Below are 19317 nucleotides of genomic sequence, written 5' to 3'. Positions count from 1 at the left end.
CACAGCTCGAATCACCCGAAACCGCAACAAGGCAAAGGGGCGGACCGCACCGGCTCCCACCGGCACGACCCGCCCCCAGGCGGTGGGTTACTCCCCGCCGGCGCCCTGGTCCAGCACCCGGCCCTCGCCCGGCGCCAAGGTCCCCAGAATCCGCTCCAGGTCCTCCATCGACGCGAACTCGACGGTGATCTTGCCCTTCTTCTGGCCCAGATCCACCTTCACCCGCGTCTCGAACCGGTCCGACAGCCGCGTCGCCAGCTCGTTGAGCGCGGGAGCGACCCGGGCACCCGCCCGCGGGCCCTTCGGCTTCACCGCACTCGGCGACTCCGAGCCCATCAGCGCCACGATCTCCTCGATCGCACGCACCGACAGCCCCTCGGCCACGATCCGGTGCGCCAGCCGGTCCTGCTCCTCGGAGTTGTCCACCGCCAGCAGGGCCCGCGCGTGCCCCGCCGAGAGCACGCCCGCCGCCACCCGGCGCTGCACGGGCGGGGAGAGCTTCAGCAGACGCAGCGTGTTCGAAACCTGCGGGCGGGAACGCCCGATCCGGTCCGCCAGCTGGTCGTGCGTGCACTTGAAGTCCTGGAGCAGCTGGTCGTACGCGGCCGCCTCCTCCAAGGGGTTCAGCTGCGCCCGGTGCAGGTTCTCCAGGAGAGCGTCCAGCAGCAGCTTCTCGTCGTCCGTGGCCCGGATGATCGCCGGAATCCGGTTCAGGCCGGCCTCCCGGCACGCCCGCCAGCGACGCTCGCCCATGATCAGCTCATAGCGGCCCGGTCCGGACTGGCGCACCACCACCGGCTGGAGCAGACCCACCTCCTGAATGGAGGTCACCAGCTCGGCCAGCGCGTCCTCGTCGAACACCTCGCGCGGCTGCCGCGGGTTCGGCGTGATGGAGTCCATCGGGAGCTCCGCGAACGTGGCCCCCGCCACCTCACCGGACTCGGGAGCCGCGACCGGCTCCGGCTCGCTCACGGACGCGCCCACTGCCGATGTTTCACGTGAAACATCGGCCTGCGCCAGCGAAGCCAGCTTCGCCGCCGCGATGCCCCGCTCCGAGGTCAGCACCGGCAGCGCCGACGGAGACGTCGACCCGGAGCCGATCACCGGCGGCACCTTCTCCTGGGGAGCCGCGGGAATCAGCGCGCCGAGCCCCCGCCCCAGCCCCCTACGTCGCTCACTCACTGGATCCCCTCCGCCATGCTCTGCGTGTTGTTCATGCCCGCACCTTGATGGGGGTGCTGGGGGTCGTACTGGAATCCGGCCCCGCGCAGCGCGATCTCCCGCGCCGCCTCCAGATAGGAGAGGGAACCGCTGGAACCCGGGTCATACGTCAGCACCGTCTGCCCGTAGCTCGGAGCCTCGGAGATGCGGACCGACCGCGGGATGCTCGTGCGCAGCACCTCCTTGCCGAAGTGGGTGCGCACCTCCTCCGCCACCTGCGAGGCCAGCCGGGTCCTGCCGTCGTACATCGTCAGCAGGATGGTGGACACGTGCAGCGTCGGGTTCAGGTGGGCCCGCACCAGGTCCACGTTGCGCAGCAGCTGACCGAGCCCCTCCAGCGCGTAGTACTCGCACTGGATCGGGATCAGCACCTCGGCGCCCGCGACCAGGGCGTTCACCGTCAGCAGGCCCAGCGAGGGCGGGCAGTCGATCAGGATGTAGTCGAGCGGCTGCTCGTACGCCTGGATGGCCCGCTGGAGACGGCTTTCCCGTGCCACGAGGGACACCAGCTCGATCTCCGCACCCGCCAGGTCGATGGTGGCCGGCGCACAGAAGAGGCCCTCCACATCGGCCACCGGCTGGACGACCTCCATCAGCGGGCGGCTGTCCACGAGCACGTCGTAGACGGACGGCACGTCCGCGTGGTGGTCGATGCCCAGCGCCGTAGAGGCATTGCCCTGCGGGTCGAGGTCGACCACCAGGACCCGTGCACCGTGCAGGGCCAGGGATGCGGCCAGGTTCACGGTCGACGTGGTCTTGCCCACGCCGCCCTTCTGGTTGGCCACCACCATGATCCGGGTCTTCGGGGGCCTGGGCAGGCCTTCACCCGCACGGCCCAGCGCCTCGACCGCGATCTGGGCGGCTCGGCCGATGGGCGTGTCCTCGTTGTCCACGAGGGGCGGGACCGATGTTTCACGTGAAACATCGGCGCCCGGGGATTCAGAGCGGGGACCAGGGACCGGATCGGCCATCGGCCCCGCAAGGTTGGCGTCTGACCGCACGGTGTCACTCTCCTCGGCATCAGGCTCGCGATGAACAGAGCCTGCCATGTCACCGGGGTCGCGAACCAGCGGGGCCCGTACTCCTGTGGATGAATCCACCGATGTGGACAACTCCGTCCCCCCTTCGCCCTTGCGGAGACGGGGGGACGTGGCCGCACGACCGCGGCTGATGATTCCGTGCAGCAGAGAGCGACGTTTCACGTGAAACACGATGCCCGGACGGAGTCATCCGGCCGCTACGACACTCCGAAATCCATACCTATAGGGCTCAACACCCCTGCGGTACGCCTGCGAGCGCTGCCCGCAGGGGGCTCAGCGACGCCGGCGCGTACGGCTCGTACGGGCGGCCTTGGCCCGCTTCGCCGCGAACCGCACCCCGCCGGGGCTCTCCCCGACCTCGACCCGCACCACGGTGGACAGCGGGTCCACGATCCCCTCGCCCACGTGCAGCACCGAGGTCTTCACCACACCGAGCTTGGTCAGCGCGGCCTTCGCCGCCACCAGCTCCTCCTCGGCGGTGTCGCCCTTCAGCGCCAGCATCTCGCCGTACGGGCGCAGCAAGGGCACGCCCCATCCCGCGAGCCGGTCGAGCGGGGCCACCGCCCGGGCCGTCACCACGTGCACCGGCTGGAGCTTGCCGAGGACTTCCTCGGCCCGCCCGCGCACCACCGTCACGTGGTCGAGCCCCAGCAGCTCCACGACCTCCTGGAGGAAGTTCGTGCGGCGCAGCAGCGGCTCCAGCAGGGTGATCTTCAGGTCCCGGCGGACCAGGGCCAGCGGAATACCGGGGAGCCCGGCACCCGAGCCCACGTCGCACACGGTGACGCCCTCGGGCACCACTTCCGAGAGCACGGCGCAGTTCAGCAGGTGCCTCTCCCAGAGCCGCGGCACCTCGCGCGGCCCGATCAGGCCCCGCTTGACACCCGCGTCCGCCAGCAGCTCCGCGTACCGCACAGCTTCCGGGTAATGCTCGCCGAACACCGCACGCGCCTCTTCGGGTGCCTGGGGCGCTTCTTCGGGCATCGGGGGAAGCTCAGCTGCCTCCGTCACGGGGACCGTCCTTCCGTACCGCATGGTGGTGAACCCACATCGTCACTGTCGTCACTGCCAGGCTGACAAAGATCGGCCCCGCCTGCGAAACAGGCGGGGCCGGACACACAGGCTTCCGGTCAGGCCGGAAGCACGACGACGAAGCGCTGCGGCTCCTCGCCCTCGGACTCGCTCCGCAGACCGGCGGCGGCCACGGCGTCGTGGACGACCTTCCGCTCGAAGGGGGTCATCGGGTCCAGCTTGAGGGGCTCTCCGGACGACTTCACGTCTTCCGCGGCCTTGATGCCGAGGGCAGTCAGCTCCTCGCGCTTCTTCGCCCGGAAGCCGCCGATGTCCAGCATCAGCCGGCTGCGGTCCCCGGTCTCGCGGTGCACGGCGAGGCGGGTCAGCTCCTGCAGAGCCTCCAGCACCTCGCCGTCGCGGCCCACGAGCTTCTGCAGGTCGCGCGCGGACTCGCTGACGATGGAGACCGAGGCGCGGTCCGCCTCGACGTCCATGTCGATGTCGCCGTCCAGGTCGGCGATGTCCAGCAGACCCTCAAGGTAGTCGGCCGCGATCTCACCCTCCTGCTCGAGGCGGGTCAGGGTGTCGCCACTCTCAGCGGCGGCGGTGGTGGTGCCTTCCGTCACGGGAGGGACTCCTTCTTACTTCTTGGGAGAGGGCTTGCTGGGGGGCGTCTGACGCTGCGACTTCGACTGCCGCTTGGGCTGCTGCCGCTTCTGGCCACCACCGCCGGCCGCGTCGGAGTCGACGGTCGCCTCGACGCTCTTCGCCACGGAGCCGTCCGCTTCCGCGGCCAGGCCCTGCTTGGTCAGACCGGTGATGAACTTGCGCTCGTTGTCGTTGCGGTCCGGGCCCTTGGCCACGATCGCCGCGACGATCTTCTTCTTGCCCCGGGCCTTGAGCTCGCCGTGCGCGGTGATCTGCTTCAGCAGGCGCGTCAGGTACTGGTCCTGGGCCAGGCTGCCGGGGGTGGGGTTCCGGTTGATCACGAACATCTGCTGGCCCATGGTCCACAGGTTCGTGGTCAGCCAGTAGACGAGGACGCCGACGGGGAAGTTGATACCCATGAAGGCGAAGATCAGGGGGAAGACGTACATCAGCATCTTCTGCTGCTGCATGAACGGCGTCTTGACCGAGAGGTCGACGTTCTTCTGCATCAGCTGGCGCTGCGTGTAGAACTGCGACAGCGACATCATCACGATCATGATGGCGGTGACGATCCGCACGTCCGTGATCGAGGCGCCCAGAGCGGCGACCTTGTCGGCGCTGTCCGTGAACTTGGACGCCAGCGGGGCGCCGAAGATGTGCGCGTTACGCGCGCTCTCCAGCAGCGGGCCGTCGATCTCGCCGATCGGCTTGCCGTTGGCGATGCCGGCGAGCACGTGGTAGAGCGCAAAGAAGAACGGGGACTGCGCCAGGATGGGAAGGCACGAGGAGAGCGGGTTGGTACCCGTCTCCTTGTACAGCTTCATCATCTCTTCGGACTGGCGCTGCTTGTCGTTCTTGTAGCGCTCCTGGATCGCCTTCATCTTCGGCTGGATCGCCTGCATGCCGCGCGTCGCCTTGATCTGCTTCACGAAGAGCGGGATCAGGCAGATACGGATCAAGATCACCAGGGAGACGATGGACAGGCCCCAGGCCCAGCCACTGTCGGCGCCGAACATGGCGCCGTACACCTTGTGGAACTGGACGATGATCCACGAGACAGGCGTGGTAATAAAGCTGAACAGACTGGCAATCGTGTCCACTAATCAGGCTCCTTGAGCATTGCGAGATCTACGCAACGCACTGCGCAGCTGCTCGTGCCAACGCGGGCGTTTCCGGGGTGGGACGTGGTCCACACCACCCGGGGACCACGGATTGCACCGCAGGATCCGCCAGGCGGTCAGAGCCGTCCCCTTCACCGCACCATGCCGGTCGATGGCCGTGTACCCGTAGTGCGAACACGAGGGGTAGTAGCGGCACACCGGCCCGAGCAGCGGACTGATCGTCCACTGGTACAGCTTGATCAATGCGAGCAGCGGGTACTTCATCGAGCCACGCCTCCCAAGAGCCGCAGCAGTGCGGCATCGAGGTCCCGGGCCAGCTCGTCGAGACCGGCATCACCCGCTCCGGGCAGAGCCCGTACCACCATCAGGCTACCTTCGGGCAGCTGAGACAGCCGCTCGCGGACGAGATGGCGCAAACGGCGCTTGACCCGGTTGCGTACGACAGCGATGCCGACAGCCTTGCTGACGACGAAACCCGCACGCGTCGAGGGATCGATCTCCCCCGACGCGTGCGGGTCCGTTGCACCGCTTGTACGTAGGTGGACGACGAGGAGCGGGCGACCAGCCCGGCGACCTCGGCGTACCGCGCTCGCGAAGTCCTCGCGCCGCCTCAGCCGATGTTCGGGAGACAGCACGACGTCACGATCCGCCCGTCAGTTACGCGGAGAGTTCGGCGCGGCCCTTGCCACGACGGTTCGCGAGGATGGCGCGGCCGGCACGGGTACGCATCCGGAGACGGAAGCCGTGGGTCTTGGCACGACGGCGGTTGTTCGGCTGGAAGGTGCGCTTGCTCACTCGGGGGCTCCAGAGAATAAATCGTTATGGCGGGACATCGCTCGCCTGGCTGTCACCGTGCGCCCACGAGGAGAACTCTCGCGTGTACGCCCGAGTGGCACCGCAAAACGATCACGATCAGTGATCTTCGCCCATCGGTAGGCAGGCGGCAGCAGCCATCGACAACTCGACCTCGTTACGGTACGCGCGGCTACGCCATCCGGTCAAACCGAGCCGACGGTGCCCCACACTGTGCACAGGCTGTGGACAACGACTTGAACCGTACCCGCTGGCCTGACTACCGTTGCCTGACCCTGGATTTTTTGTCCCGACCGTCCCAAAGAACCACACATTCGTGGGACCCCCTCTGAGAGAGCGTGCTCTGTGGCTGACGTACCTGCCGATCTTGCCGCAGTGTGGCCAAGGGTGCTCGAAAAGCTCCTCGGGGAGGGACAGAACAGCATCGAACCCAAGGACAAGCAGTGGGTCGAGCGCTGTCAGCCCCTGGCCCTGGTCGCGGACACCGCCCTGCTCGCCGTCCCCAACGAGTACGGCAAGCGCGTCCTCGAAGGCCGGCTCGCCCCGCTGATCAGCGACGCCCTCAGCCGTGAGTGCGGCCGCCCGATCCGGATCGCGATCACCGTCGACGACTCGGCCGGCGAGCCCTCGCCCCCGGCCCCGGCCGCTTCCTCCTCCCACGAGGGCTACGAACCGTACGGCGGCCAGCGCCCCGGCGGGCACACCGGACCGATGGGCCACACCGGCCCCGGCGGCCACACCGGTCCCGCCGACGACCAGCTGCCCAACGCCCGCCCCGCCTACCCGGACTACCAGCAGCAGCGCTCCGAGCCCGGCGCCTGGCCCCGCGGCGGCCAGCAGGACGACTACGGCTGGCAGCAGCCGCGCCTCGGCGGCTTCCCCGAGCGCGACCCGTACGCCTCCCCGCAGCCGGGCTACATGCAGCAGTCCGAGCCCTCCTCCTACGACCAGGGCTCCTACGAACAGCAGAAGTACGAGCAGCAGCAGTACGAGGGGCAGCAGCAGCGCTCCTCCCGCCAGTACGAGCAGCAGCAGTACGAGCAGCAGTCGGCCCCGCGTCCGGCCCCCAGCCGGCCCGCGCCCTCGGCGCCGTCCGGCGGTTCCACCTCGGGACCGCTCGAGCCGACCGCCCGGCTGAACCCCAAGTACCTCTTCGACACCTTCGTCATCGGCGCCTCCAACCGCTTCGCGCACGCCGCCGCGGTGGCCGTCGCCGAGGCGCCGGCGAAGGCGTACAACCCCCTCTTCATCTACGGGGAGTCGGGCCTCGGCAAGACGCACCTCCTGCACGCCATCGGGCACTACGCGCGGAGCCTCTACCCCGGCACCCGCGTGCGGTACGTGAGCTCCGAGGAGTTCACCAACGAGTTCATCAACTCGATCCGCGACGGCAAGGGCGACGCGTTCCGCAAGCGCTACCGCGAGATGGACATCCTGCTCGTCGACGACATCCAGTTCCTCGCGAGCAAGGAGTCGACGCAGGAGGAGTTCTTCCACACCTTCAACACGCTCCACAACGCCAACAAGCAGATCGTGCTCTCCTCCGACCGGCCGCCCAAGCAGCTCGCCACCCTGGAGGACCGGCTCCGCAACCGCTTCGAGTGGGGCCTGATCACCGACGTCCAGCCGCCCGAGCTGGAGACCCGCATCGCGATCCTGCGCAAGAAGGCCGTCCAGGAGCAGCTCAACGCCCCGCCGGAGGTCCTGGAGTTCATCGCCTCCCGCATCTCGCGCAACATCCGCGAGCTGGAGGGGGCGCTGATCCGGGTCACGGCCTTCGCGAGCCTGAACCGGCAGCCGGTCGACCTGGGCCTGACCGAGGACGTCCTGAAGAACCTGATCCCGGGCGGCGAGGACAGCTCGCCCGAGATCACCGCCACCGACATCATGGCGGCCACCGCCGACTACTTCGGGCTGACCGTGGACGACCTGTGCGGCTCCTCGCGCAGCCGGGTCCTGGTCACCGCCCGGCAGATCTCCATGTACCTGTGCCGGGAGCTCACGGACCTGTCGCTGCCCAAGATCGGGGCGCAGTTCGGCGGCCGCGACCACACGACCGTCATGCACGCGGACCGCAAGATCCGCGCCCTGATGGCGGAGCGCCGCTCCATCTACAACCAGGTGACCGAGCTCACCAACCGCATCAAGAACGGCTGACGCGGGCTCTGTGTACGTGCCGTTCGGGCGCCGCCGAGGCCCCTTCAAACGCTGTGAGAGGGCGCTTCCGGGTCACTTCGGGGGCGCCCTTCTTCATGCGTGCGCCCCTTGCCTGTTCGAATACGCCCCCTCGGGGGCAACTCATCCACAGATTGGGCGACTTTCTTCCGTCCACAGCCTGGGGACGGGTTCCACAACCCACAAGACTGTCCACAGGGCCCAGGTGTGAGGCACCATCAGGGCTGGTCAGACCCCTGTGGAATTGTGCGCAACGACTATCCACAGGCTGTGGACGAAATATTCATCCACAGGTCTGTCCACCGCGTTGTCCACCGGCGGTCCACAGCTTCCCGGGTGCTGTGCACAGGATCAGACGAGTTCCCCACACCGTTGTCCACTGTTCGGCAACCGGGAACCCCCCGTCACCGCCCCGAGTGAAAGCGGTCACACCGAAGTCGACGTTTGGGTTGTGGAGTACTCGGGAAAACCTGGGGACGCACCTGTGGAGTACTCGGGGTCATCTGGGGATGGCCTGTGCAGAAGTTTTCGTTCTCCACAGAGACACGTGGTTGTCCACCGGTGTCGCCCACAGGGTGTGTGCATAAAAAACCGGGGTTGACCTGTGGAAACACTGTTATCCACCGTTTCCACAGGCCCTACTACTACCCCCATAGAGAGTTAGCCCGGTTTCGGTTTTCAAGCAGGTCCTGTGCACAACTCGGTGGATCGCCCTCCCCGACACCTCGCTCCCGACTTGACCGCCAGCAGCGACGACTGTCGGCGCCGTACGTCAGACTGGTCCCCGGCATCGGTCGAGGCATCGACGAGCCGACGACGAAGGCCGGCAGACGAGCGAGCAACAGCAGGAGGCGGTTTCCGGTGAAGATCCGGGTGGAGCGCGACGTACTCGCGGAGGCGGTGGCCTGGGCTGCCCGTAGCCTCCCGGCCCGGCCGCCGGTGCCCGTTCTCGCGGGCCTGCTGCTGAAGGCCGAGGAGGGCAAGCTGTCCCTCTCCGGCTTCGACTACGAGGTCTCGGCCCGCGTCTCCGTCGAGGCGGACGTCGAGGAGGACGGCACGGTCCTGGTCTCCGGCCGGCTGCTCGCCGACATCTGCCGCGCCCTGCCCAACCGACCGGTGGAGATTTCCACAGACGGTGTACGGGCGACCGTGGTCTGCGGCTCCTCGCGGTTCACACTCCACACCCTGCCCGTGGAGGAATACCCGGCGCTGCCGACGATGCCCACCGCGACCGGCACCGTGCCCGGCGAGGTCTTCGCCTCCGCCGCCGCCCAGGTCGCCATCGCCGCGGGCCGCGACGACACGCTGCCCGTGCTGACCGGTGTCCGCATCGAGATCGAGGGCGACAAGGTCACCCTGGCCTCCACCGACCGCTACCGCTTCGCGGTCCGCGAGTTCCTGTGGAAGCCCGAGGACCCCGAGGCCTCGGCCGTGGCCCTGGTGCCCGCCAAGACCCTCCTGGACACCGCCAAGTCGCTCACCAGCGGCGACACGGTCACCATCGCGCTGTCGGGCTCCGGCCAGGGCGAGGGCCTCATCGGCTTCGAGGGCGCCGGCCGCCGCACCACGACCCGCCTTCTCGAGGGCGACCTGCCGAAGTACCGCACGCTCTTCCCGACGGAGTTCAACTCGGTCGCCGTGATCGAGACCGCCCCGTTCGTCGAGGCCGTCAAGCGCGTGGCCCTCGTCGCCGAGCGCAACACCCCGGTCCGCCTCAGCTTCGAGCAGGGCGTGCTGATCCTGGAGGCCGGCTCCTCCGACGATGCACAGGCTGTGGAGCGCGTCGACGCGAAGCTGGAGGGCGACGACATCTCGATCGCCTTCAACCCGACCTTCCTGCTGGACGGCCTGAGCGCGATCGACTCGCCCGCCGCGCAGCTGAGCTTCACCACGTCCACCAAGCCGGCGCTGCTCAGCGGCCGCCCGGCGGTCGACGCCGAGGCCGACGAGGCGTACAAGTACCTGATCATGCCGGTCCGCCTCTCCGGCTGACCCAGGAAACGACGCGGCAAGCCCCCTCGGGCCCGGCCCCGCTTCCCGCGGGACCGGGCCCGAGGGCGTTCCGCCTCCCCGCCGGCGCAGCCCCGTAGCAGCCCGGCAGAGGCCCCTCGGGGGCCGTGCGGGAGCCCGTACGGAGCCTCGTGCGCGGCCCGCCCCGGCGCTCGGCGCCGACACCCGGAGTGCCCGTGGCGCCGGGCGGCACGGCCCGGCGTAGGCTCGGCACGGGGGATGTCCCCGGGCGGGGCGCACCCCGGCACAGACGGCCACAACGGTTAAGGAACCACCTGATGGAGCTTGGTCTCGTCGGTCTCGGCAAGATGGGCGGCAACATGCGCGAGCGCATCCGCCGCGCCGGCCACACCGTCATCGGATACGACCGCAACCCGGACCTCGCCGATGTCCACAGCCTGTCGGAACTTGTGGACAGCCTGCAGGCCCCCCGCGTGGTGTGGGTCATGGTCCCGGCGGGTGCGGCGACGCAGTCCACCGTGGACGAGCTCGCCGGCCTGCTCTCGCCCGGCGACATCGTCGTGGACGGCGGCAACTCCCGCTGGACCGACGACGAGAAGCACGGCGCCGAGCTGGCCGCCAAGGGCATCGGCTTCGTGGACTGCGGAGTCTCGGGCGGCGTGTGGGGCCTGGAGAACGGCTACGCGCTGATGTACGGCGGCGACAAGGACCACGTCGCGACCGTCCAGCCGATCTTCGACGCCCTCAAGCCCGAGGGCGAGTTCGGCGCCGTGCACGCCGGCAAGATCGGCGCCGGCCACTTCGCGAAGATGGTCCACAACGGCATCGAGTACGCCATGATGCAGGCCTACGCCGAGGGCTGGGAGCTCCTGGAGAAGGTCGACTCGGTCACCGACGTCCGCGAGGTGTTCCGGTCCTGGCAGGAGGGCACGGTCATCCGTTCCTGGCTGCTGGACCTGGCCGTGAACGCGCTGGACGAGGACGAGCACCTGCAGCAGCTGCGCGGCTTCGCGCAGGACTCCGGCGAGGGCCGCTGGACGGTCGAGGCCGCGATCGACAACGCCGTGCCGCTGCCCGCGATCACGGCCTCGCTCTTCGCGCGCTTCGCGTCCCGCCAGGACGACTCCCCGCAGATGAAGATGATCGCCGCGCTGCGCAACCAGTTCGGCGGCCACGCGGTCGAGAAGAAGTAATCCACAACCGCTCCACAGGTCCACCGTGCACATGTGCACAGTCCCGAAGTGCACAGTCCGGTGCACAGCCTGTGGAGCGGAGCACGGCAGAGCAGCAGGAAGCCGGGGGAGGTCGGCGCCGTATGCACGTTTCGCATCTCTCGTTGGCCGACTTCCGCTCGTACGCCCGGGCCGAGGTTCCTCTCGACCCGGGCGTCACCGCTTTCGTCGGCCCCAACGGGCAGGGCAAGACCAATCTCGTCGAGGCGATCGGCTACCTCGCGACCCTCGGCAGCCACCGCGTCTCCGCGGACGCCCCGCTCGTGCGGATGGGCGCCGAGCGCGCCGTCATCCGGGCCGCGGTCATCCAGGGCGAGCGGCAGCAGCTCGTGGAGCTGGAGCTGAACCCGGGCCGCGCCAACCGGGCCCGCATCAACCGGTCCTCGCAGGTCAGGCCGCGGGACGTGCTGGGCATCGTGCGCACGGTGCTGTTCGCCCCCGAGGACCTGGCCCTGGTCAAGGGCGACCCCGGGGAGCGGCGCCGCTTCCTCGACGAGCTCGTCACGGCCCGCTCGCCGCGCATGTCGGCCGTCCGCTCGGACTACGAGCGGGTGCTCAAGCAGCGCAACACCCTGCTGAAGTCGGCGGCGATGGCCCGCCGGCACGGCGGCCGCTCCATGGACATGTCCACGCTCGACGTGTGGGACCAGCACCTGGCGCGCACGGGCGCGGAACTGCTCGCCCACCGGCTCGACCTGATCGCGACCCTGCTGCCGCTGGCGGACAAGGCGTACGAGCAGCTCGCGCCCGGCGGCGGCCCGCTCGGCGCGGCCTACAAGTCCTCCGCGGGCGAGCAGGTGGACAGCGGCGGGGCCCGCACCCGCGAGGCCCTGTACGAGGTCCTCCTCGGCTCGCTGGCGGAGGTGCGCAAGCAGGAGATCGAGCGCGGGGTGACCCTGGTCGGCCCGCACCGCGACGACGTGGTGCTGCGCCTCGGGGAGCTGCCGGCCAAGGGGTACGCGAGCCACGGCGAGTCCTGGTCCTACGCGCTGGCCCTGCGGCTGGCCTCCTACGAGCTGCTGCGTTCCGAGGGCAGTGAGCCGGTGCTGATCCTCGACGACGTGTTCGCGGAGCTGGACTCCCGGCGCCGGGAGCGGCTGGCGGAGCTGGTGGCGCCGGGCGAGCAGGTGCTGGTGACGGCGGCGGTCGACGACGACGTGCCCGGGGTGCTGGTCGGGACCCGGTTCGCGGTGTCCGGCGGGGAGGTGACCCGGCTGTGAGCGGCAAGGAGCAGGGCTCGCCGCAGGAACCCCAGGATGTGCCGCGCAAGGCGGCCGAGCCCTCGGGCGTGGACCTGGCGCGCCAGGCGCTGGCGGCCGCGCGCGAGCAGGCGCGGGCCCGCGGCAACGCGGCGCAGAACAAGAAGGGCAGCTACCGGCCGGGCCTGCGCTCGGGCGCCCGCGCCGACGGCCGGGACCCGATGCCGCTGATGGCGGCCCTGGACCGGCTGCGCACGGAGCGCGGCTGGGAGATGCCGATGGCGGTGGCGGGCGTGATGGAGCGCTGGCCCGAGATCGTCGGCCAGGACATCGCCGCGCACTGTGTGCCGGACCGGTACGAGGACCGCGAGCTGGTGGTGCGCTGCGATTCCTCGGCGTGGGCGGCGCAGCTGAAGCTGCTGGCCCCGCAGCTGGTGGCGCGGCTCAACGCGGACCTGGGGCAGGGCACCGTACGGCTGATCAAGGTGCACGGTCCGGGTGGCGGGCCGAAGCGGTACGGGCCCCTGCGGGCGCCGGGGAGCACCGGCCCGGGGGACACCTACGGGTGATCGGCAGATCCCGACCCGGCGCGGTCCGACCGTGCGCGGGCGGTTTCGCGCGCCCTCCCGCCTACTCACCCGTACGGGTGAGTAGGGGTCCGGCGGCCACCCGTACGGACGGCTCCGCGGGTGGTGTCCCTCACGGTAGCGGGAGGTTGACAGCCCGAAGCGCTCAATGCCCGTGTGAGCCTCTTTGAGCCCCTCCCTGGATATGGGGAGTCGGAGAGAGGAGTTTCCGGGCGGCACATGCGGACTCAGGTACCGGCAAACGCCCATTCACGGGGGTGATACCGGTAGACTGAACGAGAATCCCGCGCATGCGCGGGATCCAGTCGAGTAAAGCTGACCACCGCTGACAACGCAGATCGACGCAGCCGCTCCCGCTTGCATGCATGCCGGCCCGGAGTACGGCCTGTGCTGTGCCAGAAAGGGCGCTTCGTGGCCGATTCCGGCAACCCCAACGACAACCAGTCCACAGTCGGCCAGAACGGCGAGGTCACGTCCTCGTACGACGCCAGTGCCATCCAGGTCCTCGAGGGTCTGGACGCGGTCCGCAAGCGTCCCGGCATGTACATCGGCTCGACCGGTGAGCGCGGGCTCCACCACCTCGTCTACGAGGTCGTCGACAACTCGGTCGACGAGGCCCTGGCCGGCCACGCGGACACCATCGACGTGACGATCCTCGCCGACGGCGGCGTGCGCGTGATCGACAACGGCCGCGGCATCCCGGTCGGCATCGTGCCGTCCGAGGGGAAGCCGGCCGTCGAGGTCGTGCTGACGGTCCTGCACGCGGGCGGCAAGTTCGGCGGCGGCGGTTACGCCGTCTCCGGCGGTCTGCACGGCGTCGGCGTCTCGGTCGTGAACGCCCTGTCGACCAAGGTCGCGGTCGAGGTGCGGACCGACGGCTTCCGCTGGACCCAGGACTACAAGCTCGGTGTCCCGACGGCGGCCCTCCTGAAGAACGAGGAGACGTCCGAGACGGGCACCTCGGTCACCTTCTGGGCCGACGGCGACATCTTCGAGACCACCGAGTACTCCTTCGAGACGCTGTCGCGCCGCTTCCAGGAGATGGCCTTCCTCAACAAGGGCCTGACCCTCTCGCTGACGGACGAGCGCGAGTCGGCGAAGGCCACGATGGGCGCGGACACCGCCGAGGAGACCGACGACCAGCAGGCGCGCACGGTCAAGTACTACTACGAAGGCGGCATCGTCGACTTCGTGAACCACCTGAACGCGCGCAAGGGCGAGCTGATCCACCCGACGGTCATCGACGTCGAGGCCGAGGACAAGGAGCGCATGCTCTCGGTCGAGATCGCGATGCAGTGGAACTCGCAGTACACGGAGGGGGTCTACTCCTTCGCGAACACGATCCACACGCACGAGGGCGGTACGCACGAGGAGGGCTTCCGTGCGGCCCTGACCGGCCTGGTCAACCGCTACGCGCGCGAGAAGAAGTTCCTCCGCGAGAAGGACGACAACCTCGCCGGCGAGGACATCCGCGAGGGTCTGACGGCGATCATCTCGGTGAAGCTGGGCGAGCCGCAGTTCGAGGGCCAGACGAAGACCAAGCTGGGCAACACGGAGGCGAAGACCTTCGTGCAGAAGGTCGTGCACGAGCACCTCAACGACTGGTTCGACCGGAACCCGAACGAGGCCGCGGACATCATCCGCAAGTCGATCCAGGCGGCCACGGCGCGCGTCGCGGCCCGCAAGGCCCGTGACCTCACCCGTCGCAAGGGTCTGCTGGAGAGCGCCTCGCTGCCGGGCAAGCTGTCGGACTGCCAGTCGAACGACCCGACCAAGTGCGAGATCTTCATCGTCGAGGGCGACTCGGCCGGCGGCTCGGCGAAGTCCGGCCGCAACCCGATGTACCAGGCCATCCTGCCGATCCGCGGCAAGATCCTGAACGTCGAGAAGGCCCGCATCGACAAGATCCTCCAGAACACCGAGGTCCAGGCGCTGATCAGCGCCTTCGGCACGGGTGTGCACGAGGACTTCGACATCGAGAAGCTCCGCTATCACAAGATCATCCTGATGGCGGACGCCGACGTCGACGGCCAGCACATCAACACCCTGCTGCTGACCTTCCTGTTCCGCTTCATGCGCCCGCTGGTCGAGGCCGGTCACGTGTACCTGTCGCGTCCGCCGCTCTACAAGATCAAGTGGGGCCGCGAGGACTTCGAGTACGCGTACTCGGACCGCGAGCGCGACGCCCTGGTGGAGCTCGGCAAGCAGAACGGCAAGCGGATCAGGGAAGACTCGATCCAGCGCTTCAAGGGTCTGGGCGAGATGAACGCCGAGGAACTGCGCATCACCACGATGGACGTGGACCACCGCGTGCTCGGCCAGGTCACCCTGGACGACGCCGCGCAGGCCGACGACCTGTTCTCGGTGCTGATGGGTGAGGACGTCGAAGCCCGGCGCTCCTTCATCCAGCGCAACGCCAAGGACGTTCGCTTCCTCGACATCTGAGTCGGCTCAGCTGACCGCCTGAAAGGACCTTTGACCAGCAATGGCCGACGAAACCACGCCCACCGCCGCGGAATCCGCGGAGGAGCAGCCCGTCGTACGCATCGAGCCCGTCGGGCTCGAGACGGAGATGCAGCGCTCCTACCTCGACTACGCGATGTCCGTCATCGTCTCCCGCGCCCTGCCCGACGTACGGGACGGCCTCAAGCCGGTCCACCGCCGTGTGCTGTACGCGATGTACGACGGCGGCTACCGGCCCGAGAAGGGCTTCTACAAGTGCGCCCGCGTCGTCGGCGACGTCATGGGCACGTACCACCCGCACGGTGACTCCTCGATCTACGACGCCCTGGTCCGCCTGGCCCAGCCGTGGTCGCTGCGCATGCCGCTGGTGGACTCCAACGGCAACTTCGGCTCCCCGGGCAACGACCCGGCGGCCGCGATGCGCTACACCGAGTGCAAGCTCATGCCGCTGGCCATGGAGATGCTCCGGGACATCGACGAGGAGACCGTCGACTTCAAGGACAACTACGACGGCCGCAACCAGGAGCCGACGGTCCTGCCGGCGCGCTTCCCGAACCTGCTGATCAACGGCTCCGCCGGCATCGCGGTCGGCATGGCCACCAACATCCCGCCGCACAACCTGCGCGAGGTCGCGGCCGGCGCCCAGTGGGCGCTGGAGCACCCGGAGGCCTCGCACGAGGAGCTCCAGGACGCGCTCATCGAGCGGATCAAGGGCCCGGACTTCCCGTCGGGCGCCCTGGTCGTGGGCCGCAAGGGCATCGAGGAGGCGTACCGGACCGGTCGCGGCTCCATCACGATGCGCGCGGTGGTCGAGGTCGAGGAGATCCAGAACCGCCAGTGCCTGGTGGTCACGGAGCTCCCGTACCAGACCAACCCCGACAACCTGGCGCAGAAGATCGCCGACCTGGTGAAGGACGGAAAGGTCGGCGGCATCGCCGACGTCCGCGACGAGACCTCGTCCCGTACCGGCCAGCGCCTGGTGATCGTCCTCAAGCGCGACGCCGTCGCCAAGGTCGTGCTGAACAACCTGTACAAGCACACCGACCTGCAGACGAACTTCGGCGCGAACATGCTGGCGCTCGTGGACGGCGTGCCGCGCACGCTGTCGATCGACGCGTTCATCCGCCACTGGGTGACGCACCAGATCGAGGTCATCGTCCGGCGCACGAAGTTCCGCCTGCGCAAGGCGGAGGAGCGCGCCCACATCCTGCGCGGTCTGCTCAAGGCGCTGGACGCGATCGACGAGGTCATCGCGCTGATCCGGCGCAGCAACACGGTCGAGATCGCCCGCGAGGGCCTGATGGGCCTGCTGTCGATCGACGAGATCCAGGCGAACGCGATCCTGGAGATGCAGCTCCGCCGCCTGGCGGCCCTGGAGCGGCAGAAGATCGTCGCCGAGCACGACGAGCTCCAGGCCAAGATCAACGAGTACAACGCGATCCTGGCCTCCGAGGAGCGCCAGCGTCAGATCGTCAGCGAGGAACTGGCCGCGATCGTCGAGAAGTTCGGCGACGACCGGCGTTCCAAGCTGGTCCCCTTCGACGGCGACATGTCCATGGAGGACCTGATCGCCGAAGAGGACATCGTCGTCACGATCACCCACGGCGGGTACGTCAAGCGCACCAAGACCGAGGACTACCGCTCGCAGAAGCGCGGCGGCAAGGGCGTGCGCGGCACGAAGCTGAAGCAGGACGACCTCGTCGACCACTTCTTCGTGTCCACCACGCACCACTGGCTGCTGTTCTTCACGAACAAGGGCCGCGTCTACCGCTCCAAGGCGTACGAGCTGCCGGACGCAGGCCGTGACGCCCGCGGGCAGCACGTGGCGAACCTGCTGGCCTTCCAGCCGGACGAGAAGATCGCCCAGATCCTCGCGATCCGCGACTACGAGGCCGCCCCGTACCTGATCCTGGCCACCAAGGGCGGCCTGGTGAAGAAGACGGCGCTCAAGGACTACGACTCGCCCCGTTCGGGTGGCGTCATCGCGATCAACCTCCGGGAGACGGAGGACGGCAGCGACGACGAGCTGATCGGCGCCGAGCTGGTGTCCGCCGATGACGACCTGCTGCTCATCAGCAAGAAGGCGCAGTCGATCCGCTTCACGGCGACCGACGACTCGCTGCGCCCGATGGGCCGCGCCACCTCGGGCGTGAAGGGCATGAGTTTCCGCGGAGGGGACGAACTGCTCTCCATGAGCGTGGTCCGGCCCGGTACGTTCGTCTTCACCGCGACCGACGGCGGCTACGCCAAGCGGACGCCGGTGGAGGAGTACCGCGTCCAGGGCCGTGGTGGCCTGGGCATCAAGGCGGCGAAGATCGTGGAGGACCGCGGCTCGCTCGTCGGGGCGCTCGTGGTCGACGAAACGGACGAAATCCTCGCCATCACGCTCAGCGGTGGTGTGATTCGTACGCGCGTCAACGAAGTACGGGAGACCGGCCGTGACACCATGGGCGTCCAGCTGATCAACCTGGGTAAGCGCGATGCCGTCGTCGGCATCGCCCGCAACGCGGAGGCCGGTCAGGAAACTGACGAGGCCGACGACAGCGAGAACGAGATCGGGACCGACACGGCTGTCGAAGGACAGGCCGTGGAGGCCGCCGAGGGCACGGAGCCCTCGGCTGGGGAGCACGAGGAGTAAGCGTGAGCGGAGCCACGGGCGCCGGACCGGCCAACACTGGAGCGAACGGTGCCCGTGGCCCCGCCGCGGACTCCCAGGGGGGAACCGTGACGGACACCCGAGGACCGCAGCCGCCTCAGTCGCCTCAGACTCAGGCGGGGGCCGGCCCTCAGCAGCCCTACCACCCGCCGCAGGCGTACTCGGTGCCCCAGGGCCCCGGGGCGCCGCGGGGGGCGGGCGACCCCGGAGCGCAGCGCAAGCCGCGCACGGGGGCCCGTACGGCACCCAGGACGCGCAAGGCGCGGCTCCGGGTGGCCAAGGCCGACCCGTGGTCGGTGATGAAGGTCAGCTTCCTGCTGTCGATCGCGCTGGGCGTGTGCACGATCGTCGCGTCGGTGGTGCTGTGGATGGTCATGGACGCCATGGGCATCTTCTCCAGCGTCGGCGGCACGATCAGTGAGGCGACCGGCTCGAACGAGAGCAACGGCTTCGACCTCCAGACCTTCCTGTCGCTGCCGCGCGTTCTGATCTTCACGACGGTGATCTCGGTCATCGACGTGGTGCTCATGACGGCGCTGGCGACCCTGGGCGCGTTCATCTACAACCTGTCGGCGGGCTTCGTCGGCGGTGTGGAGCTGACGCTCGCCGAGGACGAGTAGAGCTTCCGGAAACGGGGCTGGTGACCTGCGCAGACGGGTCACGGGAACCGATTTTGGAGTCACCGGGTCTGTGCGCTAACCTTCAGAAGTCAGCGCGCAGCGCGGATGGGGCTATAGCTCAGTTGGTTAGAGCGCATCCCTGATAAGGATGAGGCCACAGGTTCAAATCCTGTTAGCCCCACAGTGTCGAAGACCCTCAGGCCCATGGCCTGGGGGTCTTTGTCGTTGGGCCAGTTGGTGGTCTGGTTGATGGGCCGGTAGGTCACCGATCGGTATCGGTCGGTGTGTATTGTTGGGCGCCAGAAGTCCCCTACGTCAACGAAAGACGAGGTCGCGCGGTGAAGAAGCTGCTCCTGGTCGCACTGGCCGCCATCGGCGGGCTCCTCGTGTACCGCCAGATCCAGGCGGACCGCGCAGAGCAGGACCTGTGGACGGAGGCAACCGACTCCGTGCCTTCTGGTTCCGGTGTGTGAGACCCGAGGTTGATCCCAGAGCCCCGACTGCCGCTGCGGTCGGGGCTTTGTGCTGCTCTGTGACGAATTGTTGCAATATGCAAA

Annotated in this window: 17 protein-coding genes, 1 tRNA gene and 1 pseudogene; 11 read left to right on the top strand and 8 right to left on the bottom strand. The window is 68.8% G+C overall.

Features of this window, described 5'->3' with window-relative positions; translation table 11 throughout:
- Nucleotides 1-87: 87 nt before the first annotated feature.
- From ACFWNV_RS03630 to rpmH, 8 genes are all read right to left on the bottom strand, one after another.
- Nucleotides 88-1182, bottom strand: a complete 1095-nt coding sequence (locus ACFWNV_RS03630) for a ParB/RepB/Spo0J family partition protein (protein WP_383939916.1) — start codon at nt 1180-1182, stop codon at nt 88-90.
- The gene (locus ACFWNV_RS03625; RefSeq protein ID WP_383939912.1) at nt 1179-2270 is read right to left on the bottom strand and encodes a ParA family protein; all 1092 of its coding nucleotides are present in this window, start codon (nt 2268-2270) and stop codon (nt 1179-1181) included. Before ACFWNV_RS03625 ends, ACFWNV_RS03630 begins: the two co-directional genes overlap by 4 nt.
- A 264-nt stretch (nt 2271-2534) precedes the next feature.
- Nucleotides 2535-3245: a 16S rRNA (guanine(527)-N(7))-methyltransferase RsmG gene (gene rsmG, locus ACFWNV_RS03620; RefSeq protein WP_383939909.1), complete on the bottom strand. Its 711-nt coding sequence runs from the start codon at nt 3243-3245 to the stop codon at nt 2535-2537.
- Nucleotides 3246-3391: 146 nt separating this feature from the next.
- Nucleotides 3392-3901 carry a protein jag gene (locus ACFWNV_RS03615; protein ID WP_383939907.1) on the bottom strand — a complete coding sequence of 170 codons (510 nt, stop codon included), beginning with the start codon at nt 3899-3901 and terminating at the stop codon, nt 3392-3394.
- Between the two features lie 15 nt (nt 3902-3916).
- Complete coding sequence (yidC, locus tag ACFWNV_RS03610; protein ID WP_383939904.1) at nt 3917-5023, bottom strand: membrane protein insertase YidC; 1107 nt, start codon at nt 5021-5023, stop codon at nt 3917-3919.
- A 3-nt stretch (nt 5024-5026) separates the two neighbouring features.
- The gene (gene yidD, locus ACFWNV_RS03605) at nt 5027-5308 is read right to left on the bottom strand and encodes a membrane protein insertion efficiency factor YidD (RefSeq protein WP_076043740.1); all 282 of its coding nucleotides are present in this window, start codon (nt 5306-5308) and stop codon (nt 5027-5029) included.
- A complete protein-coding gene (gene rnpA, locus ACFWNV_RS03600; protein ID WP_383939900.1) occupies nt 5305-5679 on the bottom strand; it encodes a ribonuclease P protein component in 375 nt (124 codons plus the stop codon). The genes yidD and rnpA overlap by 4 nt, the downstream gene beginning before the upstream one ends.
- Nucleotides 5680-5701: 22 nt before the next feature.
- Nucleotides 5702-5839 carry a 50S ribosomal protein L34 gene (gene rpmH, locus ACFWNV_RS03595; RefSeq protein WP_100597229.1) on the bottom strand — a complete coding sequence of 46 codons (138 nt, stop codon included), beginning with the start codon at nt 5837-5839 and terminating at the stop codon, nt 5702-5704.
- Between the two features lie 363 nt (nt 5840-6202).
- On the opposite strand from rpmH, the pseudogene dnaA (ACFWNV_RS03590) reads away from it, so the two are divergent.
- From dnaA (ACFWNV_RS03590) to ACFWNV_RS03540, 11 genes and pseudogenes are all read left to right on the top strand, one after another.
- Nucleotides 6203-6764 (top strand): annotated as a pseudogene (gene dnaA / locus ACFWNV_RS03590) (chromosomal replication initiator protein DnaA); the annotation flags it as partial.
- 11 nt (nt 6765-6775) lie between these two features.
- Nucleotides 6776-8014 carry a chromosomal replication initiator protein DnaA gene (gene dnaA / locus ACFWNV_RS03585; protein ID WP_383940111.1) on the top strand — a complete coding sequence of 413 codons (1239 nt, stop codon included), beginning with the start codon at nt 6776-6778 and terminating at the stop codon, nt 8012-8014.
- A gap of 879 nt (nt 8015-8893) precedes the next feature.
- On the top strand, nt 8894-10024 hold the full coding sequence (dnaN, locus tag ACFWNV_RS03580; RefSeq protein WP_243331110.1) for a DNA polymerase III subunit beta: 1131 nt from the start codon (nt 8894-8896) through the stop codon (nt 10022-10024).
- A 296-nt stretch (nt 10025-10320) separates the two neighbouring features.
- The gene (gene gnd, locus ACFWNV_RS03575) at nt 10321-11196 is read left to right on the top strand and encodes a phosphogluconate dehydrogenase (NAD(+)-dependent, decarboxylating) (protein ID WP_383939896.1); all 876 of its coding nucleotides are present in this window, start codon (nt 10321-10323) and stop codon (nt 11194-11196) included.
- A gap of 122 nt (nt 11197-11318) precedes the next feature.
- Nucleotides 11319-12455 carry a DNA replication/repair protein RecF gene (recF, locus tag ACFWNV_RS03570; RefSeq protein ID WP_383939893.1) on the top strand — a complete coding sequence of 379 codons (1137 nt, stop codon included), beginning with the start codon at nt 11319-11321 and terminating at the stop codon, nt 12453-12455.
- Complete coding sequence (locus ACFWNV_RS03565; protein ID WP_383939891.1) at nt 12452-13003, top strand: DUF721 domain-containing protein; 552 nt, start codon at nt 12452-12454, stop codon at nt 13001-13003. Before recF ends, ACFWNV_RS03565 begins: the two co-directional genes overlap by 4 nt.
- A gap of 405 nt (nt 13004-13408) precedes the next feature.
- Nucleotides 13409-15466, top strand: a complete 2058-nt coding sequence (gene gyrB / locus ACFWNV_RS03560) for a DNA topoisomerase (ATP-hydrolyzing) subunit B (protein ID WP_383939888.1) — start codon at nt 13409-13411, stop codon at nt 15464-15466.
- A gap of 40 nt (nt 15467-15506) precedes the next feature.
- Entirely contained in the window at nt 15507-18122 is a 2616-nt protein-coding gene (gene gyrA / locus ACFWNV_RS03555) for a DNA gyrase subunit A (protein ID WP_383939885.1), read from the top strand.
- 2 nt (nt 18123-18124) lie between these two features.
- Complete coding sequence (locus ACFWNV_RS03550) at nt 18125-18760, top strand: DUF3566 domain-containing protein (protein WP_383939882.1); 636 nt, start codon at nt 18125-18127, stop codon at nt 18758-18760.
- Nucleotides 18761-18867: 107 nt separating this feature from the next.
- A tRNA-Ile gene (locus ACFWNV_RS03545) sits at nt 18868-18941 on the top strand.
- A 157-nt stretch (nt 18942-19098) separates the two neighbouring features.
- Nucleotides 19099-19233 carry a DLW-39 family protein gene (locus ACFWNV_RS03540; RefSeq protein ID WP_208809277.1) on the top strand — a complete coding sequence of 45 codons (135 nt, stop codon included), beginning with the start codon at nt 19099-19101 and terminating at the stop codon, nt 19231-19233.
- The last annotated feature ends 84 nt before the right edge of the window (nt 19234-19317 follow it).

Origin of the sequence: Streptomyces sp. NPDC058401, from assembly GCF_042722885.1 — a bacterium.
GTDB lineage: Bacteria > Actinomycetota > Actinomycetes > Streptomycetales > Streptomycetaceae > Streptomyces.
The sequence above is the reverse complement of the archived record's forward strand: the minus strand, read 5'-3'. Positions and strand labels throughout refer to the sequence as shown.